General features: G+C 56.7%; 22 protein-coding genes and 2 tRNA genes. 17 read left to right on the top strand and 7 right to left on the bottom strand.

The window, feature by feature from the left end; genetic code table 11:
- Positions 1–92: 92 nt before the first annotated feature.
- A complete protein-coding gene (glyA, locus tag BW958_RS00380) occupies positions 93–1,346 on the bottom strand; it encodes a serine hydroxymethyltransferase (RefSeq protein WP_076573328.1) in 1,254 nt (417 codons plus the stop codon).
- Between the two features lie 255 nt (positions 1,347–1,601).
- Between glyA and BW958_RS00375 the strand changes: the two genes are divergently transcribed.
- From BW958_RS00375 to BW958_RS00350, 6 genes are all read left to right on the top strand, one after another.
- Complete coding sequence (locus BW958_RS00375; RefSeq protein ID WP_076573327.1) at positions 1,602–2,240, top strand: molecular chaperone TorD family protein; 639 nt, start codon at positions 1,602–1,604, stop codon at positions 2,238–2,240.
- Positions 2,237–2,602 carry a hypothetical protein gene (locus tag BW958_RS00370; RefSeq protein WP_076573326.1) on the top strand — a complete coding sequence of 122 codons (366 nt, stop codon included), beginning with the start codon at positions 2,237–2,239 and terminating at the stop codon, positions 2,600–2,602. The genes BW958_RS00375 and BW958_RS00370 overlap by 4 nt, the downstream gene beginning before the upstream one ends.
- A gap of 77 nt (positions 2,603–2,679) precedes the next feature.
- Entirely contained in the window at positions 2,680–4,122 is a 1,443-nt protein-coding gene (locus BW958_RS00365) for a PAS domain S-box protein (protein WP_218641720.1), read from the top strand.
- Positions 4,123–4,130: 8 nt separating this feature from the next.
- Entirely contained in the window at positions 4,131–6,545 is a 2,415-nt protein-coding gene (locus BW958_RS00360) for a two-component system response regulator (RefSeq protein ID WP_076573324.1), read from the top strand.
- A 94-nt stretch (positions 6,546–6,639) separates the two neighbouring features.
- Entirely contained in the window at positions 6,640–8,586 is a 1,947-nt protein-coding gene (acs, locus tag BW958_RS00355; RefSeq protein ID WP_076573323.1) for an acetate--CoA ligase, read from the top strand.
- A 204-nt stretch (positions 8,587–8,790) separates the two neighbouring features.
- Entirely contained in the window at positions 8,791–9,282 is a 492-nt protein-coding gene (locus BW958_RS00350; RefSeq protein ID WP_076573322.1) for a hypothetical protein, read from the top strand.
- On the opposite strand, the gene BW958_RS00345 is transcribed toward BW958_RS00350, so the two are convergent.
- Together BW958_RS00345 and BW958_RS00340 are read right to left on the bottom strand one after the other, a co-directional pair.
- On the bottom strand, positions 9,273–9,776 hold the full coding sequence (locus BW958_RS00345; RefSeq protein WP_076573321.1) for a putative 4-hydroxy-4-methyl-2-oxoglutarate aldolase: 504 nt from the start codon (positions 9,774–9,776) through the stop codon (positions 9,273–9,275). The genes BW958_RS00350 and BW958_RS00345 overlap by 10 nt on opposite strands.
- Before the next feature lie 30 nt (positions 9,777–9,806).
- Entirely contained in the window at positions 9,807–10,208 is a 402-nt protein-coding gene (locus BW958_RS00340) for a DUF3293 domain-containing protein (RefSeq protein ID WP_076573320.1), read from the bottom strand.
- A gap of 382 nt (positions 10,209–10,590) precedes the next feature.
- Here BW958_RS00340 and arcA point away from each other — a divergent pair, with 382 nt between their 5' ends.
- Positions 10,591–11,310, top strand: coding sequence for a two-component system response regulator ArcA (gene arcA, locus BW958_RS00335; RefSeq protein ID WP_076573319.1), 720 nt, complete (start codon positions 10,591–10,593; stop codon positions 11,308–11,310).
- Between the two features lie 89 nt (positions 11,311–11,399).
- Here arcA and BW958_RS00330 read toward each other — a convergent pair.
- Positions 11,400–11,474 (bottom strand) — tRNA-Gly (locus BW958_RS00330).
- 12 nt (positions 11,475–11,486) lie between these two features.
- Positions 11,487–11,560: transfer RNA gene (locus tag BW958_RS00325), tRNA-Gly, on the bottom strand.
- Between the two features lie 199 nt (positions 11,561–11,759).
- Between BW958_RS00325 and cydD the strand changes: the two genes are divergently transcribed.
- The 5 genes from cydD to tsaA all read left to right on the top strand — a co-directional run bounded on the left by cydD (position 11,760) and on the right by tsaA (position 16,872).
- Positions 11,760–13,529: a heme ABC transporter permease/ATP-binding protein CydD gene (gene cydD / locus BW958_RS00320; protein WP_076573318.1), complete on the top strand. Its 1,770-nt coding sequence runs from the start codon at positions 11,760–11,762 to the stop codon at positions 13,527–13,529.
- Entirely contained in the window at positions 13,522–15,249 is a 1,728-nt protein-coding gene (gene cydC / locus BW958_RS00315) for a heme ABC transporter ATP-binding protein/permease CydC (RefSeq protein ID WP_076573317.1), read from the top strand. Before cydD ends, cydC begins: the two co-directional genes overlap by 8 nt.
- A 75-nt stretch (positions 15,250–15,324) precedes the next feature.
- On the top strand, positions 15,325–15,696 hold the full coding sequence (gene rcsF, locus BW958_RS00310) for an Rcs stress response system protein RcsF (RefSeq protein ID WP_076574048.1): 372 nt from the start codon (positions 15,325–15,327) through the stop codon (positions 15,694–15,696).
- 8 nt (positions 15,697–15,704) lie between these two features.
- The gene (locus BW958_RS00305) at positions 15,705–16,106 is read left to right on the top strand and encodes a DUF488 domain-containing protein (protein WP_076573316.1); all 402 of its coding nucleotides are present in this window, start codon (positions 15,705–15,707) and stop codon (positions 16,104–16,106) included.
- Positions 16,107–16,167: 61 nt separating this feature from the next.
- The gene (gene tsaA, locus BW958_RS00300) at positions 16,168–16,872 is read left to right on the top strand and encodes a tRNA (N6-threonylcarbamoyladenosine(37)-N6)-methyltransferase TrmO (protein WP_076573315.1); all 705 of its coding nucleotides are present in this window, start codon (positions 16,168–16,170) and stop codon (positions 16,870–16,872) included.
- Between the two features lies 1 nt (position 16,873).
- On the opposite strand, the gene BW958_RS00295 is transcribed toward tsaA, so the two are convergent.
- A complete protein-coding gene (locus BW958_RS00295; protein ID WP_076573314.1) occupies positions 16,874–18,007 on the bottom strand; it encodes a beta-ketoacyl-ACP synthase III in 1,134 nt (377 codons plus the stop codon).
- 327 nt (positions 18,008–18,334) lie between these two features.
- Between BW958_RS00295 and cysK the strand changes: the two genes are divergently transcribed.
- The 5 genes from cysK (at position 18,335) to mscK (ending at position 25,797) form a co-directional block, all read left to right on the top strand.
- On the top strand, positions 18,335–19,303 hold the full coding sequence (cysK, locus tag BW958_RS00290; protein WP_076573313.1) for a cysteine synthase A: 969 nt from the start codon (positions 18,335–18,337) through the stop codon (positions 19,301–19,303).
- Positions 19,304–19,752: 449 nt separating this feature from the next.
- Positions 19,753–20,010, top strand: a complete 258-nt coding sequence (locus tag BW958_RS00285) for an HPr family phosphocarrier protein (RefSeq protein WP_076573312.1) — start codon at positions 19,753–19,755, stop codon at positions 20,008–20,010.
- A 51-nt stretch (positions 20,011–20,061) separates the two neighbouring features.
- Positions 20,062–21,789 carry a phosphoenolpyruvate-protein phosphotransferase PtsI gene (gene ptsI / locus BW958_RS00280; RefSeq protein WP_076573311.1) on the top strand — a complete coding sequence of 576 codons (1,728 nt, stop codon included), beginning with the start codon at positions 20,062–20,064 and terminating at the stop codon, positions 21,787–21,789.
- A 44-nt stretch (positions 21,790–21,833) separates the two neighbouring features.
- Entirely contained in the window at positions 21,834–22,343 is a 510-nt protein-coding gene (gene crr / locus BW958_RS00275) for a PTS glucose transporter subunit IIA (protein WP_076573310.1), read from the top strand.
- A gap of 136 nt (positions 22,344–22,479) precedes the next feature.
- On the top strand, positions 22,480–25,797 hold the full coding sequence (gene mscK / locus BW958_RS00270; RefSeq protein WP_076573309.1) for a mechanosensitive channel MscK: 3,318 nt from the start codon (positions 22,480–22,482) through the stop codon (positions 25,795–25,797).
- Positions 25,798–25,980: 183 nt separating this feature from the next.
- Here mscK and BW958_RS00265 read toward each other — a convergent pair whose 3' ends face one another.
- Positions 25,981–26,397 (bottom strand): H-NS family histone-like protein, encoded by a 417-nt coding sequence (locus BW958_RS00265; RefSeq protein ID WP_076573308.1) that lies wholly within the window; start codon positions 26,395–26,397, stop codon positions 25,981–25,983.
- Positions 26,398–26,455: the final 58 nt, after the last annotated feature.

Raw genomic sequence — 26,455 nt, 5'->3', positions numbered from 1 at the left:
CCACGGCTTCTCGCTTGAAATGAGCGCCAGTGTAACACGCAGAAAAAAACAATGCCGCCCGAGGGCGGCATTGTTGTTAACTATCAGATAACTCAGGCGTAAACCGGGAAACGGGCGCAGATGGCCAGTACCTTCTCACGCACCGATGCCAGTACGGCGTCGTTGTCGTGGCTATCGAGCACGTCGCAGATCCAGCCAGCCAGTTCGGTCGCTTCGGCTTCCTTGAAACCACGGCGAGTGATGGCCGGAGTACCGATACGGACACCGGAGGTCACGAACGGGGAACGCGGGTCATTCGGTACCGAGTTCTTGTTCACGGTGATGTTGGCCTTGCCCAGCGCAGCATCCGCATCTTTACCGGTCAGTTCGCGACCGATCAGATCCACCAGCATGAGGTGGTTGTCGGTACCGCCAGAGACGATTTTGTAACCACGAGCGATAAAGGTGGCAGCCATGGCCTTGGCGTTCTTAACAACCTGGGCTTGGTAGGTTTTGAACTCGGGCTCGAGCGCTTCTTTGAACGCCACCGCTTTACCCGCGATCACGTGCATCAGCGGACCACCCTGACCACCCGGGAACACGGCAGAGTTGAGCTTCTTGTAGAGATCTTCGTCATCGGCGGCAGAGAGGATCAGACCACCGCGCGGACCGGCCAGGGTTTTGTGGGTGGTGGAGGTCACAACGTGAGCGTGCGGCACCGGGTTCGGGTATACGCCAGCTGCAACCAGACCGGCCACGTGGGCCATATCCACGAACAGATAGGCACCGATCTTGTCAGCGATTTCGCGCATGCGGGCCCAATCGACCACGCCCGAGTATGCAGAGAAACCACCGATCATCATCTTCGGCTTGTGCTCTACGGCCAGACGTTCCATCTCGTCGTAGTCAATTTTGCCGGTATCATCGATGCCGTAAGGAATGATGTTATAGAGCTTGCCGGAGAAGTTAACCGGAGAGCCGTGGGTCAGGTGACCGCCGTGGGCCAGGTTCATACCCAGTACGGTATCGCCCGGTTGCAGCAGGGCCATGTAAACGGCGCTGTTGGCTTGGGAACCGGAGTGCGGTTGCACGTTGGCATAAGTAGCACCAAACAGCTCTTTAGCACGTTCGATGGCCAGAGATTCAACCACATCGACATACTCGCAACCACCGTAGTAGCGCTTGCCCGGATACCCTTCCGCATACTTGTTGGTCAGTTGCGAGCCTTGGGCTTGCATGACACGTGGGCTGGTGTAGTTTTCAGACGCGATGAGCTCGATATGCTCTTCCTGACGACGGTCTTCATCTGTGATGGCCTGCCACAACTCGGGATCATAGTTGGCGATGGTCATGTCACGTTTCAACATCCGTTTATCTCCTGAAAATCGTTTGCGCGTGGGTGGTATCAAGGCGACGGTATTGTACCGTGACCTGGATCAAAGAGACAGTCCGGCCACTTAAAAATTTGTTGATAAATTGTAGGATGCGTAGTGGGACCGGTCCTGGTCCGACTCTGGCGCAATCGCCCTTGATGGTCAATCCCTGCGGCAACGGTAGCCTTTACGGTCAAAGTCGCTAGAATCGGACCACTCGTGGCTCCGATTGCCCCCGATGGAGGAAACATGCAGGAATTCATGGCGACCAGCGAGCGCCGCGCCGAACTGTACTGGTGGTTTGCCACCCTGTTTGGCCGTGAGCTCAGCGAAGAGGAGATCGCCGAATACGACAGTTACGATGTCCGCAGCTTTCTCAAAAGCCTTGCCACCCTCGACCCGATGCGTGACGCCGTAAACGGACTCAACCAGGCGATTGCCGCACTGCTCGCCAACACAGATCGTGAAGCCAGCCTGGCGCACAACCACCAACGCCTGTTTGGCGAAAACGCGCTGGTATCACCATACGAATCGGCCTATCCGGACGCGCAGCACAGCGCCGAGCGGATGCAACGTCGTCTGGAGCGGTTGCACATTCATGCCGATGACAAATACAGCGCACCGTTCGATCATCTGGCCACCGAACTGGATCTGATGGGCAATCTCATCATCCGTGCCGCCGAAGCCGCCAATGCAGACCAGCGTGAACAGTGGCTAGGCGAGCAGGAGGCCCTGCTGCGCGAGCATCTGCTACGCTGGTTCCCCCACGTCGAGCAAGCCTGCATTAGCCATGACGACGACGGTTTTTACGCCGCCTGCGCCCGTCTGCTTGGCGTCTTTTTAACCATGGATGCCAACTACCTGACACTGGTCAAGCCGACGCTGTGAAAACCGCTCTGCTGCTGATCGCCTGCTGGCTGCTGATCCTGCTCCCGACCGAGCAGGGGATGCGGCCACTGCTGGTCATGTTGCTCGATGCGGATCACGAACGTCTTGGTGCGGCGCAGATGATGGGACTCGGTGGCATGCTGCTGACCCTCTATCTGGCCAATCTGGGGGTTGAGGTGGTCTTGCGCCGGCGTTTTCAGCTCACCGGCATGCTGGCACTGCTGCTCTCAGTGATTGGCTTTATCAATCTGGGGAGAGTCGAACTGAACTTACTATTCGTGCTCTCATCCCTCCCCTTTCTCACTCTCTGCGCCCTCATCTTGGTGCGTGGCTTGCAAGCCTTCGGACGCCATAAAGGCTAATTTGCCTTACCACACCGTTTTCGCACTTTTTCGCACATCCGCCATACTCTTTTGAAAACCTCCAACGGATGGAGCCCATGATGACGGGTCTGTTTAGTGCGCCTCAGAGTTTGAATAAGTGCGGTTTTAGCGATCACCGTCTGCTGCTACAACTCTTTGCCGATGCCCCGCTGGGGTTGGGTATTTTCGACCGTCATTTACATTATTGCGAGGTCAATCAACGCCTTGCCGATATCAACGGCTGCTCGATTGAAGAGCACCGAGGACGTCATGTCAGCCAGGTGATCCCGACCCTGGCCCCCACGGTCGAGCCACTGCTGCGACAGGTGCTCGAAAGCGGCGAGCCCTTTGTTGAGTTACCCGTCAGTGGTTATACCGCCGCACACGGAGGCAGTCAGCGTCACTGGCTGGCAACTTACACCCCGTTGGTGGATGAACAGGGCTGCCCCATCGGGGTGCTCGCGATCGTACAGGACATCACCGCGCAGCAGCAGGACCGCGATGCGCTCGAACGATCGGAAGAGCGCTTTCGTCAGGTAGTGGAGGCGGCCCCCGACGGCTTGGCCATGGTGGACGACACCGGCCATCTGGTACTGGTCAATGCCGGGCTTGAGCAGATGTTCGGTTATTCACGGGAAGAGCTTATCGGTCAGTCCATCGAATTTCTTATGCCGACGCGCTACCGAGAGGATCATCTGCACAAGCGCAACCACTACCTGCATGAACCGGATGCTCGCGATATGGCGGGTCGTAAAGAGCTTTATGCCCGGCGCAAAGATAACAGCGAATTTCCGGTCGAAATCGGACTTAATCCCCTGCGGGCCGAACACCGCTTGCACATTCTCGCCACCATACAGGATGTCACCAACCGTAAAGCGGATCAGGCCATGCTGCAAAAAGCACTGGTAGAAAAAACTGCACTACTGAACGAAGTGCATCACCGGGTCAAAAACAACCTACAGGTGGTGTCGAGCCTGCTTAGCCTGCAAACCCGCCATGCCAGCCGCGAGGCGAGTCAATTGCTCAGCGAAAGCCAGGGACGGGTCAAGGCGATTGCCCTTATTCACCAACTGCTCTACGAACGTAACGATTATGCTCAGGTCGAGCTTGGCCTCTATCTGCAGCGGCTGGCACGGCTGCAATCGGAGACCTATCTGGCTCAGAGCGGCAGGGTGCGCCTTGAGATAAACCATCCGGAGCAACCGATTACGCTGGATCTGCAACATGCCGTTCCGTGCGGATTGCTAGTTAACGAGCTGGTATCAAACGCCTTCAAACATGCATTTCCTGACGGGCGTGTCGGTACTATCACTATTTTTTTGAGTCAGCAGGCTGATGTCATCCGTATCACCGTTCAGGATAACGGGGTCGGGATTCCGCCGACAGTCCGTCTTGGTGAGACCGAAACGCTGGGCTTTCAGCTGCTGCCCCTGTTGATTGATCAGGCAGGAGGTGAGTTAACCCAGCCCCCCTGCGAGAGCGGCAGCCGCTTCGACATCACTCTGTTTGGCAAAAAATGAGAGGGACCATGAATCAACGCATCATGATCGTGGAAGATGAGCGCATCGTGGCGCTGGATCTCAAAAACAGCCTCACCCACCTGGGTTATGAGGTGGTCGGGATGGTCTCGAAAGGAAATGATGCCATTATACAGGCGGGCTCATTGCAGCCAGATATGATCCTGATGGATATCAATCTGGAAGACGAGATTGATGGTACCGAGGCGGCCCGTACTATTTTTGAGCGCTGGCAACTGCCGGTGATTTTCCTGACCGCGTACGCCGAAGAAAAGACGTTGGAGAAGGCGCAAGAGAGTCTGCCATACGGCTATCTGCTCAAACCCTTTGACCTGCGCGAGCTTAAAGCGACGCTACAGATGGCGCTAGCCCGGCGTGACACAGAGCAGACGCTTCGTCAAACCGAGGAGCGGCTGCGCCTGGCGATCAAGGCGGCCAATCTGGGATTGTGGGAATGGGATCGGGAGCGCGATCAGCTGCAACTGGGCGGCCATAACACCCTCAGCCTCAGCTTTGAACACGGGCTTTGCCACGGGATAGATCAGTTTATCAACCGTTTTATTGCGCCTTCGCAGCAGCAACTACGCAAAGCCATCGCAAAGAAAGAGTCGTTTAACCTGACGCTCGCTTATCCCGCTGCGGACGGGGGGCTGCACTGGATTGATCTCTATGCCGATTTCAAAGCCTCCGATACCAATCCGAAAGCTCAGATGATCGGGGTATTTATCGATGTGACCGAACGCTGCCGCCGTGAAGAACAACTACGTCAAGCCAATCTGGTGTTTGATACGGCGGCCGAGGGGATCATCATCATGGATGAGCGACATCGCATCATCTCCACCAACCCGGCCTTTACCCGACTCACCGGCTATCGTCTGGAAGATGTGTTTGGCCTCACACCAGAGATGCTAATACACCAGCGTCGTCAGGGAGATGCCAGCTATCCCTGGATGTTGCTTGGCAAGCGACAGCCCGCTTGGCACGGCGAGATGGTCTGTGTGCGCAAAGATGGCCGCCAGTTTACGTCTTGGCATCATGTCAGTGTCGTACAAGGGCATGGACGCACAGCGACTCACTATGTCATCGCTTTTTCTGACATCACCGCCATTCGTCAGGCTGAGGCGCAGCTCAACCATCTTGCCTATCACGACCCGCTGACCGGACTGGGAAATCGCAACAAACTTCAAGACCGATTAGCCATTGAGTTACAAACCGCTCGAATCAACCAACACCAACTCGGTCTGCTGTTTATCGACCTCGATGGTTTCAAGCTGATTAACGATACGCTCGGTCACAGCGCCGGGGACCAACTGCTCCGCCTGTTGGCAGACCGGCTGCGCGGCACGATTCGCAGCAGCGATGTGCTGACCCGCCAGGGGGGAGATGAGTTCTTGCTGTTGGTGCCGGTCGTCAATGACGCCAATGAGTTGGTGAGCTTGGCAGAAAAAGTATTGCAGACCATCCGCACCCCGTTTTGCCTGGCAGCAGAGTCAGTCACCATTTCGGCCAGTATTGGCATTGCGATATTTCCCAAGGATTCTGACACGCCAGAAGGGTTATTACAGGCAGCTGACAGCGCCATGTATGAGGCCAAAGCGCAAGGGCGTAACCTCTGCCTGCTCTATACCCATGAGATGGCTCAGCGTTCGATGGACAAACTGCGCCTCGAGCAAGGGTTGGCGCTGGCGCTGGATCATGGTGAATTCACACTCTTTTACCAACCGATCCACTCGTTAATCCATCATGATCAGCCAGCTGTTGAAGCACTGCTGCGCTGGTGCCACCCCGAGCGTGGACTTATCAGCCCGGACCTGTTTATCCCAATCGCGGAAGAAAACGGACTTATCGAACCCATTGGCGAGTGGGTGATGCGTGAGGCATGCCGCCAAGGCAGTGCTTGGCTGGCAAGCGGAATCCCCCTCTCCCGGCTGGCAGTCAACGTCTCGGTTCGTGAATTACGTGCCGGTGATTACACGGCGCGAGTGGCCCGCATTCTGAAAGAGACCGGATTCCCGCCTCACCTGCTGGAACTGGAGATCACCGAGAGCATGATGCAGCAGGTGGATCAGAGCCTGATCAAATTTGCCGAGTTGAAACAACTCGGGGTGAATATCGCTATCGATGACTTTGGTACCGGTTTTTCATCCTTAAGCCTGCTCAAATCCCTCCCCATTGACCGCATCAAGATCGATCGCTCGTTCGTGCAGCCCTTGCCGCAAGATCGCCACAGCTGCGAGCTATGTCGCTCAATTATTTCACTGGCACACACGCTGGATTTGACGGTCACTGCCGAGGGGATTGAAACGCCAGAACAACTCGAATTTTTGCAGAGCCTGGGCTGTGAAGATGGTCAGGGGTATCTTTTTAGCCAGCCGATGGCAATACAGCAATTACCTGATTACTGGGCAAAAAAGCAGGACCACTGATGGGAGCTCTATCCAAAAGTCTAATTGTTCTCCCTGAACAAACGCCTAGATTGTTACTCAATTATTAAAAGGATGTGTATGCCAAGGAGCAGCCATGAGCGACAGCAAGGTCTACCCGGTCAAATCCCACATTGCCACTTCAGCCCATATAGATGCCGCCGGTTACGAGGCGATGTACCAGGCATCCCTGCGTGATCCCGATGCCTTCTGGGGCGAGCATGGGCGAATCGTTGACTGGATGAAGCCTTACACCAAAGTCAAAAATACCTCCTACGATCCCGGCCATGTCTCCATTAAGTGGTTTGAAGATGGCCAACTGAACATCTCCGCCAACTGTCTGGACCGCCATCTGGCTGTGCGCGGTGACAAGGTGGCCATCATTTGGGAAGGGGACAACCCGAGTGAATCGCGCAGCCTCACTTATCGCGAGCTCTACGCCGATGTGTGCAAATTTGCCAATGTGCTCAAGGCGCAAGGTGTGCACAAAGGTGACGTAGTCTGTCTCTATATGCCGATGGTGCCGGAAGCGGCTGTCGCCATGCTGGCGTGTACCCGAATCGGCGCCGTGCACTCGGTAGTCTTTGGTGGCTTCTCGCCAGAAGCACTGGCTGGCCGCATCATCGACTCGGGCGCCAAGATCGTCATCACCGCCGACGAAGGGCTGCGCGGTGGGCGCGCAGTACCGCTCAAGAAAAACGTCGACGAGGCGCTGACCAACCCCGATACCAAGGTGGGCAAGGTGATTGTACTCAAGCGCACTGGCGGTGAGGTCGCTTGGCACGCTCATCGGGACATCTGGTGGCACGATGCCGCCGCACAGGTCAGTGACGACTGTGCACCGGAAGCGATGGACGCCGAAGCGCCGCTGTTTATTCTCTACACGTCAGGCTCGACCGGTAAACCCAAGGGAGTCTTGCACACCACCGGCGGTTATCTGGTCTATGCCGCGATGACCTTTCGCTACATCTTCGATTACCACGAAGAGGACATTTACTGGTGTACCGCCGACGTGGGCTGGGTCACCGGTCACTCCTATCTGGTCTATGGGCCGCTGGCCAATGGCGCCACTACTTTGATGTTTGAAGGGGTGCCCAACTATCCGGCGACGAATCGGATGGGGCAGGTGATCGACAAACATCAGGTCACCATTCTTTACACAGCACCAACCGCCATTCGCGCCCTGATGGCCAAGGGCATGGAAGCAGTTGAAGGCACCTCGCGCCAAAGCCTGCGCATCATGGGCTCGGTGGGTGAGCCCATCAACCCGGAAGCCTGGGAGTGGTACTACCGCACCATCGGTGATGAGCGCTGCCCGATTGTCGATACCTGGTGGCAGACCGAAACCGGCGGCATTCTCATCACTCCGCTGCCGGGCGTCACCGCCCTTAAACCGGGCTCAGCGACACTTCCCTTCTTTGGTGTACAACCGGCTCTGGTCGACAACCTGGGTGAACCCCTTGATGGCGCTACCGAAGGCAATCTGGTACTGACCGACTCCTGGCCTGGCCAGATGCGCACGGTATTTGGCGATCATGAGCGCTTCGAGCAGACCTATTTCTCAACCTTCCCAGGCCGCTACTTCACCGGTGACGGGGCGCGCCGCGATGCCGATGGCTACTACTGGATCACCGGCCGAGTCGATGACGTGTTAAACGTGTCGGGTCACCGGATGGGAACCGCCGAAATCGAATCGGCGCTGGTGGCTCATCCCAAGATTGCCGAAGCAGCGGTGGTTGGCGTTCCGCACGAGATCAAGGGCCAGGGCATCTACGCCTACGTCACCCTGATAGCCGGCGAAGTGCCAAGCAAAGAGTTGCACAAAGAGGTCAAGGAGTGGGTGCGCAAAGAGATCGGCGCCATCGCCACCCCGGATGTGATCCACTGGGCCGAAGGGCTGCCAAAGACCCGCTCCGGCAAGATCATGCGTCGCATCCTGCGTAAAATTGCCACCGGCGAAACCGACAGCCTCGGTGATATCTCAACGCTGGCTGATCCGGGCGTGGTCGATAAGCTGATTCGGGAAAAATATCAGGCTGCCTGATGCACTCCCCCTTAAATGGAAGCCGGCCTAGTGCCGGCTTTCTGCTATTGTGAAGAAGATCCCACCAACTCATCCCCTGTCGGCTCATTGTGATAGTAACCATCGAGTGATAGTGGGGTGCGTTTTAAGGAAACAATATTATTTTTGGCATGCGATATGCCTGATAGTTGAGAACAGAATCAGTGATGGGTGCAGGAGGGAGTAATGGTCAAAAAAGTGGCGACGCCCATGCTGGCAACCCTGTTCGGCCTGCTCTCCTTTCACGCAGCCGCAGGTGAGTGGGATCAGGTTCTCTCCGATATCTCCCCCTCATTTTATTCTCACGGTTACAGCGGTGTGCTGACCAGTGATAACCACGCAGCGAACCGTGATCCTCAAGAGGGTCATGAGTGGTGGTTTGTCGATAGTGGATACCGGATTCCTCTCGGTGGCGATTGGCACTTTTTTGTCGAAGCCGGCTCGGCGCTCAATGTCGGGAACGAACCATCCAGCTACCACGTCGGCTCTGGTGTTCGCTATCAGTTGTTGCCATCACTGGCGCTGGGCAGTCAGCTGCGCCAGCAATATCAAGACAGGCCGCAAACCGGTTTGCAGTTTAACGGCCAGTACGATCTGATGCCCTCGCTGGCACTGCGCGCCGACCTGTTGCTCGACAAGCAATCGACCTTGAGCGTAGGAATTGGTTATCAGTTTTGAGTGGCGAGAGGCTCACGGCTGACCGCAACCCCGTTCGGATCGGCATAGAGCATGTCACCGGGATGGATAATCACCCCCGCCACCGTCACCACGACATCGCGCTCACCCAGACCGCGCTTCTCGGTTTTAACCGGGCATGCTGCCAACGCCTTAACCCCCAGCGCCATCGCGCCGAGCGTGACCACATCGCGCACCGCGCCGTTGATCACCACCCCTTCCCACCCATTAGCCAGCGCTTTTTCAGCCAGTTGATCACCAAGCAGGGCCCGCCGCACCGAACCGGCGCCATCAATCACCAGCACCTTGCCACGACCCTCTTCAGCCACCAGATCGCGCACCAGACTGTTATCTTCAAAGCAGCGCAGAGTCACCACCTGTCCACTGAAGGTTTTGCGTCCGCCAAAATCGTGGAAAAGCGGAGCGCAGATGCTCAATTGTTCGAGATGGTCATCACACAGATCGGGGAGCAAGTCGTAGGGTTCTGGCAGGGTCATCGCAGCCTCCTTGGCAATAGTGCATGTTCATTATTTCACCGGTGGTGGCGCCGATGCAATCCAGTAGTCCACCAGCGGTCCAAGCGATACTGTCTCCTCATGTTGTAACAACACCGGCACCAGCCAGAGCTCCCCTTGATCTACCCAATAGATGGCATTTTGCCCAAACCGGATAGCCAACTGCCGGGCGAACGCCAACGGACAAGCCACCGCCACGCTGCGTTCGCGCCAGCTCAAATCCGGTGAACATCCCCATACCTCCAGCAAAGGGAAATTGATCAACTGATTCAGCAAATCTTGCTGATGTGCGTCATTTTCTTCCGGATGGCGTAGGGTGCTGGCTGGATTCCAAGCCGTAATAATGGCAAAACATGCCCACTCTGGCTGGGGAGCGTTGGCAAGAAGGCGAATCTTTTTGTAGTTTTCCCACATCAGTTTTTCCTGGCGCCATTTAACAAATAATCTACACCAACTGGGGACTTGACCCTTTTGGGACCTTATTTTAACGGTTGTCACCGATTTGACTTACATCAATCCGGAGTTAAAAAGTTGCTAGACAACTCCAAAGAGTGTTGTTATGCCTCTGTTAACTGATAAAATGCGACAACCATCCGTAATGGACTACCCTCTTGAACATGACGCCTCGATGTAAGCCATGCGTCATCCCGTGGCAACGGAGCGTGCCTAGCCAGATTTGCAGGTTTGTCCCCCTAAGATGATGTAATTTTTTTTCATACAAAATCATCGGGCGATGGGCAGACCAAACCATTTTTTTAATTTCAAACAAATAGTTGCTAAGAATTTGGGAACATTCATGCAAACACCACATATTTTGATCGTCGAAGACGAGCTGGTTACCCGCAATACTCTAAAGAGTATCTTTGAAGCGGAAGGCTACACCGTTCTTGAGGCTAATAACGGTGACGAGATGCACCAGGCGCTGACCGAGCACAGCGTTAATCTGGTGATCATGGACATCAATCTTCCGGGCAAAAATGGCCTGCTGCTGGCGCGCGAACTGCGTGAGCACGACAACATTGCCCTGATGTTCCTCACTGGCCGCGATAACGAGGTCGACAAGATTCTGGGCCTGGAAATCGGCGCTGATGACTACATTACCAAGCCGTTCAATCCGCGTGAGCTGACCATTCGCGCTCGCAACCTGCTGAGCCGCACCATGCATGTTGGCGGTAATGACGAAGAGAAAAAACTGGTTGAACGCTACAAGTTCAATGGCTGGGCGCTGGATATCAATAGCCGTGCGCTGGTAAGCCCCACCGGTGATGTTTTCAAGCTGCCGCGCTCCGAATTTCGCGCCATGCTGCATTTTTGCGAAAACCCGGGCCAAATCCAGACCCGTGCCGAGCTGCTCAAGAAGATGACCGGGCGCGAGCTCAAGCCCCATGACCGTACCGTTGACGTGACCATCCGTCGTATCCGCAAGCACTTTGAAAGCACCAACGACACCCCGGAGATCATCGCCACCATCCACGGTGAAGGCTATCGCTTCTGCGGCGAGCTGGAAATCGAATAATCACAAGAGGGCGCCAGGCGCCCTCTTCTGTTATGGCGCTCAGCGTGCTGAATGCAAAAAACCCGCTCGATGAGCGGGTTTTTCATGTTTGGAGCGGGCAGCGGGAATCGAACCCGCATCATCAGCTTGGAAGGCTGAGGTAATAGCCATTATACGATGCCCGCCAAGCATTCGATTGGAGCGGGTGATGGGAATCGAACCCACGCTAAGAGCTTGGGAAGCTCCCGTTCTACCATTGAACTACACCCGCAATGTGCAGCCTACTATATGGTTTTTCATCGTCAGTGCAACGGCTTGCGTTCACTTTTTTGACGCAAAGCGTGTCGTTCGACCAGCAATTATACAACCTGATGTTTTTTCATCCTTACTGGGTTAATTATTGCGGTCTCTACTGTTGCCAAGGTGAAACAGCGCGGATAGTCTTGCGCCACCTTTAGCGTGGAGGTGGCATGGATAAACAGACTCAACGACGCCTGTATGGCTGGCTACGTGGTCAGTCGGCGCATGGTCGGCGCTGGATTGGCTTAAGCGTCGTGCTCGGCTTGCTGCAAGGTGTCCTTTTGGTGGCGCAAGCTTGGTTGCTGGCATCACTGCTGCATGCCTTTATCATTGAGCAATTCTCCCCCGACCACGCTCTTCCCCAATTTGCCATGTTGCTCGGGCTGATGGCGCTGCGTGCCTTGGTCGCTTATGGCCGGGAAGTGGCCAGCTTTCGAGCCGGCGCTATGGTGCGCCAAACCATTCGCGATCTCGTGCTAAGCCGCCTCACGGCGCTTGGCCCGGCCTATATCCAGCAGCGTCCAGCCGGTAGCTGGGCCAGCCTGCTGCTGGAGCAAATAGAAGATATGCAGGACTTTTTCGCCCGCTATCTGCCGCAGATGGCCATCGCCGTCTTTATTCCGCTGGTTATCCTGGTGGCGGTATTTCCGGTGAACTGGGCCGCCGGGCTTATCTTGCTGGGTACCGCGCCGCTGATTCCGCTGTTTATGATCTTGGTTGGCGTGGGCGCTGCCGATGCCAACCGCCGCAACTTTCAGGCGCTGGCCCGCCTCTCCGGCCACTTCCTTGACCGGCTCAAGGGGCTGCGCACCTTGCAGCTGTTCTTGCGTGCCAGCGCAGAGGGCAAGGTTATCGAGCAAGCCTCGGAAGATTTTCGCGAACGCACCATGGAGGTGTTGCGACTGGCCTTCCTCAGCACCGCCGTACTGGAATTTTTTGCTGCGGTATCGGTGGCGCTGGTCGCGGTCTACTTTGGCTTTAGCTACATAGGCCATCTCAATTTTGGTCACTATGGCACCAGCGTGACCCTGTTTACCGGCCTGTTTGTGCTGTTCCTTGCGCCAGAGTTTTACGCGCCGCTGCGCGAGCTCGGCGCCCATTATCATGCCAAGGCCCAAGCTATCGGCGCTGCCGAGCAGTTACTGGCGTTTTTGGAAGCCGAGGTGAGCGAGCCGGCATCAGGCACCACCCCCTTTGATGCCAGCGCACCGATTGCCATCGATGCCTGCGACCTGCAAGTGCTGAGCGCGGACGGCACGGTGCTGGTCGGCCCGCTCTCATTTAGTGTTGCGGCTGGCAGCCAAACCGCACTGGTCGGCGTCAGTGGCGCCGGTAAGAGTTCGCTTATCAATGCGCTGCTTGGTTTCATGCCCTACAAAGGCTCGCTTAAGGTCAACGGCGCCGAGCTCAGTGAGCTCGACATGGTGCAGTGGCGCCGTCAGGTAGGTTGGCTGTCGCAAAATCCCCAGCTATTAAGCGTATCGGTTCGTGACAATCTGCGACTGGCCGCTCCCGATGCCAATGACAGTCAGCTTGAGCAGGCGCTGAAAAAAGCCCACGCGTGGGAGTTTGTCGCCGCCAAAGGGCTCGATTATCCGCTTGGTGATGGCGCGTCTGGATTGTCAGTTGGACAGGCGCAGCGGATTGCGTTGGCGCGCACTCTGCTCAAACCTACCTGGCTGATGGTGCTCGATGAGCCCACCGCCAGTTTGGATCGCGCCTCGGAGCAGAGCGTCATGGCCGGGCTCGCAGAGTTAGTCTGCCGTCAGACGCTGGTGATGATCACCCACCGCCTTGAACAACTCGAAGCCATGGATCAGATCCTGGTGCTGGAGCAAGGCAAGTTAGTTGAGCAGGGTAACTGGCGCACATTGCAACGCAGCAACGGTGCCTTTGTCCGCTTGCTATCACAACGGGATGGAGGCGATCTCGATGCGTGAACTACTCCCCTTCCTGCGCCTGTATCGCTATCACTGGCTGAGCCTGACCCTTGGCCTGCTGCTGGCACTGGTGACGCTGTTTGCCGGCATGGGCCTGCTTTCACTCTCTGGCTGGTTTTTAAGTGCTGCAGCTGTGGCAGGGCTGTCAGTCAGCACCCGTGATACCTTCAACTACATGACGCCAGCCGGTGGCGTGCGCTTTTTCTCGATAATCCGCACCGCCGGACGCTGGGGTGAGCGCGTCGTCAGCCACGATGCAACCTTCCGGGTTCTGACCCGGCTACGCTGCTGGTTCTGGCAGCGCCTCGCACCGCTCTCGTCCGCCTCGCTGGGACGTTTTCGCCAGGCCGATCTGCTCAATCGACTGGTTGCCGATATCGATGCCCTCGATCATGTCTATCTGCGTCTGCTCACCCCCATCGGCGTAGCGCTGATTGGCTCACTTGGCATGGTGGGATTTCTCTCCCTGTTTGATACCCGCCTCGCCCTGACGCTCGGCACGATTTTGCTGGTCACCCTGCTCGGCTTTCCGGTGCTGTTCTACCTGCTTGGCCGTAAGCCGGGCCAAGCACTGGTTGAGCGGCGCGCCGCACTGCGCACTCGTCTGGTTGATTATCTCGGTGCCCACGCAGAGTTGCAGATGTTTGCCGCCACAGGTATCCAACGCGCCGCGCTGGCCCACGATGAGGCCGAGCTTATCGCCTCGCAATATGCCATGGCTCGCATCACCGGCGTAGCCAGCGGCCTGATGACCCTGATCAGTGGCTGGAGTCTGGTATTGATGCTGTGGCTGGCCGGTCACGGCGTGAATGGTCAACTGCCTGACCCCATTACCGCCTTGATGGTGTTTGCCACCCTGGCCAGCTTCGAGTCAATCATGCCGCTTGCCGGCGCTTTCCAGCACCTGACCGCCAGCATCACCGCGGCGCGCCGACTCAGCGATGTGCTGCACCGCACACCGGCCCAGCAGTTTGGCGATCAGCCACGTCCGGCATCGGGTGAGCTGGTGCTAGCGGATCTGCACTTTACCTATCCGGGCAGTGAACAACCGGTCTTATTGGGTTGCAATTTGACCTTACAACCGGGGGAGAAACTGGCGCTGCTAGGCCCCACCGGCTGCGGCAAGAGCACCTTGTTATCCCTGCTGACCCGTGAGTGGGAACCCGGCAGCGGCAGCATAACGCTCGGTGGCGTACCCCTGCAGGCACTCGATGAGCAAGCCCTGCGCGGTGCCATGACGGTCGTGAGCCAGCGCGTTCACCTCTTCTCGGCCACCCTGCGCGATAACCTCAAGCTGGCCGCGCCCGATGCCAGTGATGAGCGGCTGGTCGAGGTGTTGCAGCAAGTTGGGCTTGCGGCGCTACTTGAGCAAGACGGGCTGGCCAGCTGGCTGGGTGAAGGAGGGCGATCGCTTTCCGGTGGCGAGCTGCGCCGGATCGGCATTGCCCGCGCACTGCTGCACGACGCACCGCTGTGGCTGCTCGATGAGCCGACCGAAGGGCTGGATCGACAAACAGAGCAAGCCATCATGGCGCTGCTGTTGTCACTGGGCGCGGGTCGCACTGTGCTGCTGATCACTCACCGCCTGACCGCACTCGAGTCGATGGATCGCATCGCCCTGATGGAGGCAGGCCAAATCCGTCGTTGTGACAGCCACGCCAACCTGCTAACCAGTGATGTGGACTATCGTCGTCTGCATCAGCGACTGGCCGCCCACTAGAAACCACAGTTCGGGGTGGTCGTCTGACCGATGCCACCCCTATAATGATGCTCCCGTTCGAGAATGGATATCGCCATGAGACCCCTGATCCTGATTCTGCCCCTGCTGGTGAGCGGCTGTGCCAACTACGCCTTCAACAGCAACCTCGACAAGAAAAACTTCGACACCTACTTCAAACCCGGTAGCGTCGAGGTCTACACCCAGGATCAGTTAAGCGACCTGAACTACCTCTACCTTGGCACCGTCGAAGGTCAATCCTGCCAGGAAGCGAGTAACCAGCCGGTGCCCAGTGCTGGTGATGCCCGCACCGAAGCGCGCCGCAAGGCTGCCGACATGGGCGGTAATGGCGTGGTCTTTGACCGCTGCAGCGAGACCACCGGCACGCCGGGCTGCCTCCAGCAAGTGGTCTGCTACGGCCAGGCGCTGAAAGTCGCCGAGCCCAAGTAAGCCTTATCATGCCGCTCTACGTCGTGCGTCTTGGCTCCCCTCGCCTACCCGGTGAAGGGCTGCGGGTCGGTACCGTGCGCCGCCCACCGCGGGGGGTGGCCAAAGAGAGCTACGCCAGCGGCAACTGGTTCGATGTCTGGTACCCCAATCTGGCACCGAGCAGTGAGACCATGAAGCTTGGCCAGGCGGCCAGTGACGAGCAGAGCTGGCGCCAGTTTGTCCGCGCTTATCACGCCGAGCTCAAGCGTCCCGAGGCGCGCCATTCGCTGGCGCTCCTGGCGGCGCTGTCACACACCACCGCACTCTCCATCGGTTGCTATTGTGAAGATGAGTCGCGCTGTCACCGCAGCCTTTTGCGTGATGCGCTGCGTGAGCTCGGTGCCGAACTGGGCGCAGCCGACAGCCTGTGATAGATTGCGCGGCTTTTGATGCGCACAGACGTATTGGTCAGAGTGGTTGAGCGAAGAGAATATGAAATTTGAGATTGCGACCTTAGGTATCATCCACTCCCCCTATAAGGAGAAGTTCGCCATCCCCCGACAGCCGGGACTGGTACAAAGTGCCACCGCCCGCCTTGAATTGCTCGCCCCTTACAACCAACCGGATACGGTGCGCGGCATCGAGCAGTTCTCCCATCTTTGGCTCAGCTTTGTGTTTCATCAAACCATGGCGCAGGGCTGGCATCCGACAGTGCGTCCGCCCCGCCTGGGTGGCAACGAGCGGGTCGGCGTGTTCGCCTCACGCTCAACCTTTCGGCCCAATCCGCTCGGTCTCTCCGTCGTGCCGCTGCTCGGCGTCACCCATGATAACAGTGGGCTGTGGCTTGAGCTCGGCGCCGTCGATCTGCTCGATGGCACACCGATCGTCGATATCAAACCTTATATCCCTTATGCCGACAGCATCGCGAATGCGCAGGGCGGCTTTGCCCCCGACGCGCCCAAGGCCCGGTTGCAGGTGGCATTGAGTGAGCAGGCGACGTCGCAGCTGGCGGCAGCGCGTGCACGTTATCCGCAGTTGGCCGAGTTTTTAACTGAGGTGTTGGCACAAGACCCGCGCCCGGCCTACCGGCAGGGCAAAACCGATGACAAGGAGTACGGCGTGCGGCTCTATGACTTCAATGTCCGCTTCACCATCGCCGAACCCCATTGTCTTGTTGTGGCTATCGATCCCGCTTAAATCAGCTAAGGTGCTCCACCCGCTCCAGCAGCAGACTGCCGATGGAGTAGCCTGCACCAAACGAGCAGAGCACACCGCGCGAGCCCACCGGCAAATCCTGGTTATGCAGATGGAAGGCGATGATGGAGCCGGCCGAGCTGGTATTGGCGTAACGGTCGAGAATGATCGGTGCCTCTTCACTGCGGGCTTCATGGCCCAGCACTTTGCGAGCAATGAACTGATTCATGGTCAGGTTGGCCTGATGCAGCCACAGACGCTGCAGTGATTCGGTATCCCAACCCGCAGCAATCAACTGCTCGGCAATCTGCTCACTGACCAGCGGCAGCACCTCTTTAAAGACCTTGCGCCCCTGCTGCACAAACAGCTTGTCGGGACTGTAGCGGGTATCCGGGCTGCAGCGGTTGAGAAAACCGAAGTTGTTACGAATATTGTTGGAGTATTGGGTCTGCAGGCGAGCATCCACCAGTCGCCACGGCTGCGGGTTACGGCAGGTCTCTTCACGCTCTAGCAGCACCGCCGTGCAGGCATCGCCAAAGATAAAGTGGCTGTCGCGATCGCGAAAATTCAGATGCCCGGAGCAGATCTCCGGATTGACCACCAGAGCCAGGCGGGCGGTGGCCGCCGAGAGCATGTCAGCCGCGGTCTTGATGGCAAAGGTGGCCGAAGAGCAGGCAACATTCATGTCAAAGGCCGCACCACGGGCACCAAGATAATGTTGCAGCTCAATCGATAGCGCCGGATAGGGGCGCGGCATATTGGACGCCGCGACAATCACCAGATCGATCTCGCCCGGCTCGCGGCCCGCCTCCTGCAGGGCCTGCTCGGCCGCCGCAACCGCCATTTCAACCATTACCGAGGGTTTGTCATCGGCCCGCTCGGGAATGAGCGGCTGCATGATCTCGGGGTCCAGCACCCCTTCGCGACTCACCAGATAACGGCTGCGAATGCCCGATGCCTTTTCGATAAATTCACTGCTGGAGTATTGCCGCGCAGGAAGCTGGCCGGCATCGATGGCAGAGGCATTTTCGTCGTTATACAGATCGACCCAGCTGTTAAAGGCTTTTACCAGCTCGTCATTGGATACGGCAAAGGGAGGGGTATAGAGCCCGCTGCCGCTGATCACTATCGATGTCATTTCCGCTCCTTGTCGGGTCGCGCTGCAACCCGCATGTTGCAGGAGATCTGCGGCCTGCATCTGCAGTACCGGCGACTCCCTGTTTTTTTACTCAGCATGCCACAAGCAGAGCACAGAGGCGCGGCTTTCCCTCTGCTTAAGCGGGAAGTGATGATCTGATCACGTTCACACATTTGCGCTTGGTCTGTGCGCGACCACCCTGACTGCGCCGCAGAATAAGCCCTATAGGTTCTAATAAGATATAGTTATAACAATTCGTCACTTCTCATTCAGTCTCGAATCGCTACTCTTGATTCAACTTAGTCCGAAACCACAGGGATCAGTACCATGAGCAAGATCTACGAGGACAACAGCCTGACCATCGGTAATACCCCGCTTGTCCGTCTCAACCGCGTCAGCAAAGGACGCGTCCTGGCCAAAGTTGAAAGCCGCAACCCGAGCTTCAGCGTCAAGTGCCGTATCGGCGCCAATCTCATCTGGGATGCCGAGAAGCGTGGCGTTCTCAAACCCGGCAAGGAGATCATTGAGCCGACCAGTGGCAACACCGGTATCGCGCTGGCCTTTGTAGCCGCTGCCCGTGGCTACGGCATTACCCTGACCATGCCAGCCACCATGAGTCTTGAACGCCGCAAGCTGCTCAAAGCGCTCGGCGCCAATCTGGTGCTGACCGATGGCGCTCTCGGTATGAAGGGTGCCATTGCCAAGGCAGACGAAATTCTGGCCTCCGATCCGGACAAATATGTTCTGCTGCAACAATTTGAAAACCCGGCCAACCCGGAGATCCACGAAAAGACCACCGGTCCGGAAATTTGGGAAGCGACCGACGGTGAAGTGGATGTCTTCGTGGCGGGTGTTGGTACCGGCGGTACCCTGACCGGTGTTTCCCGTTATCTGAAGCACACCCAGGGCAAACAGGTTATCTCGGTCGCCGTTGAGCCGGCTGAATCTCCGGTCATCAGTCAGAAACTGGCAGGTCAGGAGCTCAAACCCGGCCCGCACAAGATCCAGGGCATTGGCGCCGGTTTCATTCCGGGCAACCTGGATCTGTCGCTGATCGACCGCGTTGAGCCGGTGACCAGTGACGATGCCATTGCCATGGCACGCCGCCTGATGGAAGAGGAAGGCATTCTGGCCGGTATCAGCTCTGGTGCTGCCGTGGCTGCCGCCAGCCGTCTGGCCGAACTGCCTGAATTTGAAGGAAAGACTATCGTTGTGATTCTGCCGAGTGCGGCCGAGCGCTACCTCTCCAGCGCCCTGTTTGCCGGTGTGTTCAGCGAGCAGGAACTGCAGCAGTAACGCAATCGCTTTCCCCCCATCCAGTCTGTAAGATGCGGCGCTCACTTGAGCGCCGCGTTGCTTTTGTCTAGCCTCTACGGGTCTGCAAAATCCAACCCTTATTTTTAGGGGTAAAATAACAAAACAGTGACCGACAAAATTTGCAGACAATCTGTGATAAATCTCATATTCTATGGCCCGACACAGGGTGTTTACCGGTCAGGTATCACAAAGTAACAAAGTGTTATTTTTCGTCATGAAATAATCACCAAACCTGCTGCCATGCGGGTTTAGGGCTGAAATGACGAGAAATTGCCACCGAGTGGCATGGCTAGTAAACGGAAACTTGACCTGGATTAAACCATTGAGCCTCAGGTTTCGTTACTTTACGACAATCCATACCACTTCGGACCCGAAGAAAGCGTTTACGGTCCGGGGTGAACAAATTTCAATAAATATGGGGTGAAACCATGTACGAGAAGTCTGTAGTCATCACTGCTGAAAACGGCCTGCACACCCGTCCGGCAGCACAGTTCGTCAAGGAAGCCAAAGAGTTCCAAAGCGAAATCACCGTGGTCTCCGGTGGCAAGTCTGCCAGCGCCAAGAGCCTGTTCAAGCTGCAAACCCTGGGTCTGACCAAGGGTACCTCCGTCACCATCCAAGCTGATGGTCCGGATGCCAAGCAAGCTGTTGATAAGCTGGTAGCCCTGATGGACGAGCTGGAGTAATCCAGCTTTTCCTCCCCCCACAAGTCCAAGGTTATTTATTTAGGAAGGGTTATGATATCTGGCATTCTTGCGTCCCCCGGTATCGCGTTCGGCAAGGCGCTTCTCTTGAAAGAAGAGGACATCGTTATCAATCAGGCCACCATCTCTGATGACCAGATTGAATCCGAAATCGCCCGCTTCCTCGAAGCGCGTACCAAGTCAGCTACCCAGCTGGAAGCCATCAAGACAATGGCTGGTCGCACTTTCGGTGAAGAGAAAGAGGCCATCTTCGAAGGGCATATCATGCTGCTCGAAGATGAAGAGCTGGAAGGAGATATCAAATCCTTCATCAAGGACAACAAGGCAGCCGCCGACCGCGCCATCTATGAAGTGATCGAACAGTACGCCCAGATGATGGCCGAACTGGACGATCCTTATCTGCGCGAGCGCGCGACTGACTTCCGTGACATCGGTTCCCGTCTGATCAAGAACACGCTGGGAATTCCGGTTGTCAACCTGAGCACCATCGACGAAGAGGTCATTCTGGTCGCCAAAGACCTGACCCCGTCCGAAACTGCCCAGATCAATCTGAAGTATGTGCTGGGTTTTGTGACCGACATCGGCGGTCGTACCTCCCACACTTCCATCATGGCCCGTTCCCTGGAACTGCCGGCCATCGTGGGCACCAACGACATCACCAACCGTGTCAAAAACGGCGACATGCTGCTGCTCGACGCTATCAATAACAAGGTAGTGATCAACCCGAGCGAAGCCGAGCTGGCCCAGTTCAAGGACATCCAGGCCCGTTATCAGGCTGAGAAGGATGAGCTGGCCAAGCTGAAAGACCTGCCGGCCATCACCCTGGACGGTCATCAGGTGGAAGTGTGCGCCAACATCGGTACCGTTAAGGATACCGACGGTGCCATCCGCAACGGCGCCGAAGGTGTCGGTCTGTACCGTACCGAATTCCTGTTCATGGATCGTGACGCCCTGCCGACCGAAGATGAGCAGTTCCAAGCGTATAAAGAAGTGGCGGAAGCCATGCCGAACCAACCGATCATCGTCCGTACCATGGACATCGGTGGTGACAAGGAACTGCCCTACATGAATTTCCCGAAGGAGATGAACCCGTTCCTGGGTTGGCGCGCTGTGCGTATCTTCTTCGACCGCACCGACATCATGCATACCCAGCTGCGCGCCATTTTGCGTGCCTCTGCCTTCGGCAAGCTGCGTATCATGTTCCCCATGATCATCTCCGTCGAAGAGATCCGTAGCCTCAAGGCCACCGTTGAACAGCTGAAGGCTGATCTGCGCGCCGAAGGTCATGCCTTTGATGAAGCCATCGAAGTGGGTATCATGGTCGAGACGCCGGCCGCTGCCGTGATGGCACACCATCTGGCCAAGGAAGCTGATTTCTTCAGTATCGGTACCAACGATCTGACTCAGTACACCCTGGCTGTGGACCGTGGCAACGAAATGATCTCCGCCATGTACAACCCGCTGTCGCCTTCCGTCCTGACACTGATCAAGATGGTTATCGACGCCTCCCACGCCGAAGGCAAGTGGACTGGCATGTGTGGTGAACTGGCTGGTGACGAACGTGCCACCCTGCTGCTGCTCGGCATGGGCCTGGACGAGTTCTCCATGAGCGCTATCTCTATTCCGCGCATCAAGAAGCTCATCCGCAACACCAACTTCGAAGATGTGAAGGCGATGGCAGATCAGGCCCTGAGCTTTGCAACCGCCGCCGAAATCGAAGCCTGCGTCGATAGCTTTATCAAGCAGAAAGCAGTCTGCTAAGATCGGCCGCAAACAGCGACAATTATTTTTTAGGAGCGTTAATCATGGGTCTGTTCGACAAACTGAAGAAACTGGTTTCTGACGACAGCAGCGACACTGGCGGCATCGAGATTTTTGCCCCGCTGTCCGGCGAAATCGTACCGATCGAAGATGTGCCGGATGTCGTGTTTGCCGAGAAGATTGTTGGCGACGGCATTGCTATCAAGCCGGCTGGTAACAAGATGGTTGCTCCGTGCGACGGCACCATCGGCAAAATCTTCGAGACCAACCACGCCTTCTCTCTGGAGTCTGATAGCGGCATCGAGCTGTTCGTTCACTTCGGTATCGACACCGTTGAACTGAAGGGCGAAGGCTTCAAGCGTATCGCTCAGGAAGGTCAACAGGTCAAGAAGGGTGACGTTGTCATCGAGTTCGATCTGGCCCTGCTGGAAGCCAAAGCCAAGTCTACCCTGACTCCGGTTGTGATCTCCAACATGGACGAGATCAAGGAACTGACCAAGCTGTCTGGTGCTGTCACCGTCGGCGAAACGCCGGTTCTGCGCATCAAGAAGTAAGTTCTCGACCCTTTCGGTCTGTTTGAAAAAACCGAAGCCAAACGGCTTCGGTTTTTTTTATGCCGGTGCCAGTGGTAGAATCCGCGCGCTTGTCTGTGTGACAGCCATCACTTCCTTTGCCAACTGCGGAATCGGTATGCCCCTCATGAAATCAGGATTTCGTTCGGCGCTCTTGTTCTCCCTGTGCCTCTTGTTGCTGCCCATCTGGTCGGCTCCGGCACGGGCAGATGCGCCCACTCGTGCCCAGGTCCAGCGTCAGCTTGACGAGCTCGCCAAGCTGGAAACGCCAACAGCCCAGCAACAAAATGACCAGAAGTTCCTCAATGACACCCTGGCGACGCTGGATGCCATCGACAAAGCCAAGGCCAAAGCCAAAAGCAGTGCCCAGGATGCTCGCTCGATGCAAAGTGATCTGCGCGATGTCATGGCTGACATTGATGGGCTGAGCAAGAGCAAAGACAAAGATCAGTTGCGTAAGGCTTACGAAGATTTCAGCGTCAATCGGCTCGATCAGTTGCAAGCGGAAACACTCGGCGATCTGCAATCTCTGCAAGAGCAGTTGGGCACCATCAATAGCAAACTGACCAATCTGCAAACCTTGCCCGAGCGTGCCCAAACCAGCATGAGCAAGGACTACCAGCGTAGCCAGGAGATCCGCGCCCGACTCAGCAGTGGTGACAACGTCAGCAATGCCGAGAAGATGAGTCTGGAGGCCGAGCAGGCGCTTATCGACCTGCGCCTGGCTCAGTTGCAGCGGGATCTGGACAGCCGCTCCGGCACCCAGGAGCTCACCCAAAAGCAGCGGGATTTGCTCAGCACCAAGCTCGCAGCGGCCCAAGCCAAGCTGGATGTACTGCAGGAGCTGGTCAGTGCCAAACGCCTCGGCGCCACCGAAAAGACCGCCGAGCAGACCGGTGAGCTGGTGGCCAATGAAAACAGCCCATTGCTACAGCGGGAGCAGGAAGCCAATCACCAACTGAGCCAGCAGCTCATCGGTGCGACCAGCCATCTCAACATGCTGATGCAGAAAAACCTGCAGGCAAAAAGCTGGCTGGATCGCGGAACCCAGATGGAGCGCAATCTCAATGAGCAGGTGCAGATGCTCAAGGGGAACCTGCTGCTGTCACGCATTCTCTATCAGCTCTATCAGCAGCTCGAAAGTGCCCCGACCCAGCTGGTCAAGAACCTGGAAGAGCAGATTGCCGACCTGCACCTGGCCCAGTTTGAACTGACCCAGCAGCGTGATCAGCTCTATCAGAAAGATCAATTCATCGAGAGTCTGGTCAGCCAGAGCACCGATCCGGTGTCTGATGAAGATAAGCGGGATTTAAGCGATCTTATCGATACCCGTGTTGATCTGCTCGATCAGCTCAACCGCCAGATCGATGCCCAGCTGACCAACGCCATCAGCCTGCAGCTAACCCAGCAACAGATCCAGCGGGTGTACGACTCCATCGAGTTTACCCTGCAGCAGCACATCTTCTGGGTAAGCAGTAACAAGCAGGTCGATATCAAGTGGTTCCTGAGCTGGCCGTCGCAAGCGTTCCGCCAATCTTCCGACTGGGTACTGCGTCCGGACTGGAAGGGTTGGGGAGAAATGTTGCTGCCCATCAGCCTGCTGGCTCTGCCGATGCTGCTCATCGGCGGTCTGGTGCGCTGGAAGCGTCCGCTGCTGCAGCACAAACTCGAGAAGATTCAAAAAGATCTCGGCCGCTTCCGTCAGGACAGCCAATGGCACACGCCCAAGGCACTGCTGTTTTCCCTGATCGCCCGTCTGCCGGGCAGCCTGTTTATCGGTGCTGCCGGCCTGCTGCTGACCTATTGTGGTCTGCTCAGCGCCAAGCTCATCTTCGTGATGACCCTGAACCTGGCACTCGGTTATCTGGTGTTTGGCCTCTATCTGGATGTGAACCGTCCGGGTGGCTTGGCGGAACACCATTTCCGTCAATCCAAGCATGAGCTGCAAGCCAAATACAACAGCATGCGCTATCTGTGGCTGCCGTTGCTGCCGCTGATCATGCTGTCGACCAAGGGAGTGGTTGAGCCGTCCACCCTGGCGAACGACGTGATTGGTCAGACCCTTGCCATCACACTGCTGGGGCTGACTGCCTATCTGGTGTTCCCCATCTCCAGAGCCCGCCTCAAGGGTGAGGCCAGCCTGTGGCAATCCTTCTTCGCACTGGCACTGGCACTGGCCCCGCTGGCGATGATTGTGCTGGTGGTGATGGGCTACTACTACACCGCCCTCAAACTGACCGGCCGCCTGATCGAGTCCTTCTATCTCATGCTCATCTGGAGCATGGTCCATCGCACTGCCCTGCGTGGTCTGGAGCTCGCCGCCCGGCGCCTGGCCTGGCGCCGGGCCGTGGCCAAGCGTGAGCAGCAGAAATCCAACGAAGACGCCGAAGGGGGCGAAACCGTTGAAGAGCAGCCGATGGATTTGGAGGAGGTCAGCCAGCAGTCGTTACGTCTGACCCGCATCGTGCTGTTTGGTATCTTCGGTCTGGCCTTCTATTGGCTGTGGAGCGATCTGGTCGCGGTCTTCTCCTACCTCGATGGCATCGTGCTGTGGCACCGCAGTGAAGGCAGCGGCAGCAATGCGGTCCTCTATCCGGTGAGCCTGCGTGATGTTCTGACCGGCTTCTTTATGCTGGGCGCAGCCTGGTCACTGGCACGCAACCTGCCCGGTCTGCTCGAAGTGCTGGTGCTCTCCAGACTGCGCCTCGGTCAAGGCACGGCTTACGCCATTACCACCATGCTCAACTACGTGCTGATGGGCGTGGGTACGCTCTCGGCGCTGGCGCTGCTGGGCGTGCAATGGGACAAGCTGCAGTGGCTGGCTGCCGGCCTGTCAGTCGGTATCGGTTTTGGTATGCAGCAGATCGTGTCGAACTTCGTCTCCGGCATCATCATCCTGTTTGAGCGACCGGTGCGCATCGGTGACACCGTCACCATCGGCACCTTCTCGGGAACCGTCTCGAAGATTCGTATCCGCGCCACCACCATCACCGACTTCGACCGCAAGGAAGTGATTATTCCTAACCAGCAGCTGATGACCGAGCGACTGATTAACTGGTCACTCAGTGATACCGTCACCCGGGTGATTGTCCGGGTGGGTGTTGCATATGGTTCTGATCTCGATCTGACCCGTCAATTGCTGAAACAGGCTGCGCAGGAAAATAGCCGGGTATTGAAAGATCCCGAGCCAATTGTCTATTTCCTGACCTTTGGCGCCAGCACCCTGGATCATGAATTGCGCTTCTTTGTTAGCGAATTGGGTGATCGCAATCCGGCTGTGGATGAACTTAACCGCCGTATCGATGCGCTGTTCCGTCAGCACAACATCGAGATTGCTTTCAACCAGATGGATGTCTATATCAAGAACATGCAGGGCCAAGAGCAGAAACTCGAGTCTCGCCCGGCATTACCGGCATCCCCCAGCGACAGTCAGTGACGCATTCCTAAAACATAAGGCCTCTTGATGAGGCCTTTTTTAATCACTGATATTCACCCAATCGGGGGGAAATCGATTTTCTGTGAATGAATAATTTGTGGATTGTTGAATAAGTAGCAAATGGAAATGGATGCCACTTACAAAAAAACCGCCATGAAGGCGGTTTTTTTCATGAGCAGGTTTTTAGGCCTTTTCGATCAGGAATTCATCTTGGCTACGACCGGCAGCAACGGCTTCAGCAATCACCTTCGGCATACGGCCTTGACCAGTCCAGGTCTTGGTCTCGCCATTTTCTTGATATTCATACTTGGCAGGACGCGGAGCACGCTTGCTCTTCGGAGCAGCATCCACGCTCTTCTCAGCCGCAGCGCCAACCAGTTCACGCGGGTCAATACCGGCTTGCTGCAGCAGTTCGCTGAATTCAGCCAGCTTGCGTTGACGCTCTTCTTGCTCAGCGCGCTCTTTTTCAACACTTTCGTTACGCTCAGCGTAAACCATCTCAAATTTCTCGCGAGCTTCTTGCAGTTGCTCGAAGGAGAGTTCACGCAAAGCTACGCGCAGGCTACGGATATTCAACAGAACTTTAAGGAATTCGTTCATTACAGTCTCTCAGGCATTTATTGAGTTAACACAGGTATAAATCAAGAATAACATGAAA

The organism is Aeromonas sp. RU39B (genome assembly GCF_900156095.1).
Taxonomy (GTDB): Bacteria; Pseudomonadota; Gammaproteobacteria; order Enterobacterales; family Aeromonadaceae; genus Aeromonas.
The sequence above is the reverse complement of the archived record's forward strand: the minus strand, read 5'-3'. Positions and strand labels throughout refer to the sequence as shown.

Coding starts and splice junctions, on each gene's coding strand:
- glyA (WP_076573328.1), bottom strand. CDS start 1,346: ATGTTGAAACGTGACATGACCATCGCCAACTATGATCCCGAGTTGTGG.
- BW958_RS00375 (WP_076573327.1), top strand. CDS start 1,602: ATGCAGGAATTCATGGCGACCAGCGAGCGCCGCGCCGAACTGTACTGG.
- BW958_RS00365 (WP_218641720.1), top strand. CDS start 2,680: ATGATGACGGGTCTGTTTAGTGCGCCTCAGAGTTTGAATAAGTGCGGT.
- BW958_RS00360 (WP_076573324.1), top strand. CDS start 4,131: ATGAATCAACGCATCATGATCGTGGAAGATGAGCGCATCGTGGCGCTG.
- acs (WP_076573323.1), top strand. CDS start 6,640: ATGAGCGACAGCAAGGTCTACCCGGTCAAATCCCACATTGCCACTTCA.
- BW958_RS00350 (WP_076573322.1), top strand. CDS start 8,791: ATGGTCAAAAAAGTGGCGACGCCCATGCTGGCAACCCTGTTCGGCCTG.
- BW958_RS00345 (WP_076573321.1), bottom strand. CDS start 9,776: ATGACCCTGCCAGAACCCTACGACTTGCTCCCCGATCTGTGTGATGAC.
- BW958_RS00340 (WP_076573320.1), bottom strand. CDS start 10,208: ATGTGGGAAAACTACAAAAAGATTCGCCTTCTTGCCAACGCTCCCCAG.
- arcA (WP_076573319.1), top strand. CDS start 10,591: ATGCAAACACCACATATTTTGATCGTCGAAGACGAGCTGGTTACCCGC.
- cydD (WP_076573318.1), top strand. CDS start 11,760: ATGGATAAACAGACTCAACGACGCCTGTATGGCTGGCTACGTGGTCAG.
- cydC (WP_076573317.1), top strand. CDS start 13,522: ATGCGTGAACTACTCCCCTTCCTGCGCCTGTATCGCTATCACTGGCTG.
- rcsF (WP_076574048.1), top strand. CDS start 15,325: ATGAGACCCCTGATCCTGATTCTGCCCCTGCTGGTGAGCGGCTGTGCC.
- BW958_RS00305 (WP_076573316.1), top strand. CDS start 15,705: ATGCCGCTCTACGTCGTGCGTCTTGGCTCCCCTCGCCTACCCGGTGAA.
- tsaA (WP_076573315.1), top strand. CDS start 16,168: ATGAAATTTGAGATTGCGACCTTAGGTATCATCCACTCCCCCTATAAG.
- BW958_RS00295 (WP_076573314.1), bottom strand. CDS start 18,007: ATGACATCGATAGTGATCAGCGGCAGCGGGCTCTATACCCCTCCCTTT.
- cysK (WP_076573313.1), top strand. CDS start 18,335: ATGAGCAAGATCTACGAGGACAACAGCCTGACCATCGGTAATACCCCG.
- BW958_RS00285 (WP_076573312.1), top strand. CDS start 19,753: ATGTACGAGAAGTCTGTAGTCATCACTGCTGAAAACGGCCTGCACACC.
- ptsI (WP_076573311.1), top strand. CDS start 20,062: ATGATATCTGGCATTCTTGCGTCCCCCGGTATCGCGTTCGGCAAGGCG.
- crr (WP_076573310.1), top strand. CDS start 21,834: ATGGGTCTGTTCGACAAACTGAAGAAACTGGTTTCTGACGACAGCAGC.
- mscK (WP_076573309.1), top strand. CDS start 22,480: ATGCCCCTCATGAAATCAGGATTTCGTTCGGCGCTCTTGTTCTCCCTG.
- BW958_RS00265 (WP_076573308.1), bottom strand. CDS start 26,397: ATGAACGAATTCCTTAAAGTTCTGTTGAATATCCGTAGCCTGCGCGTA.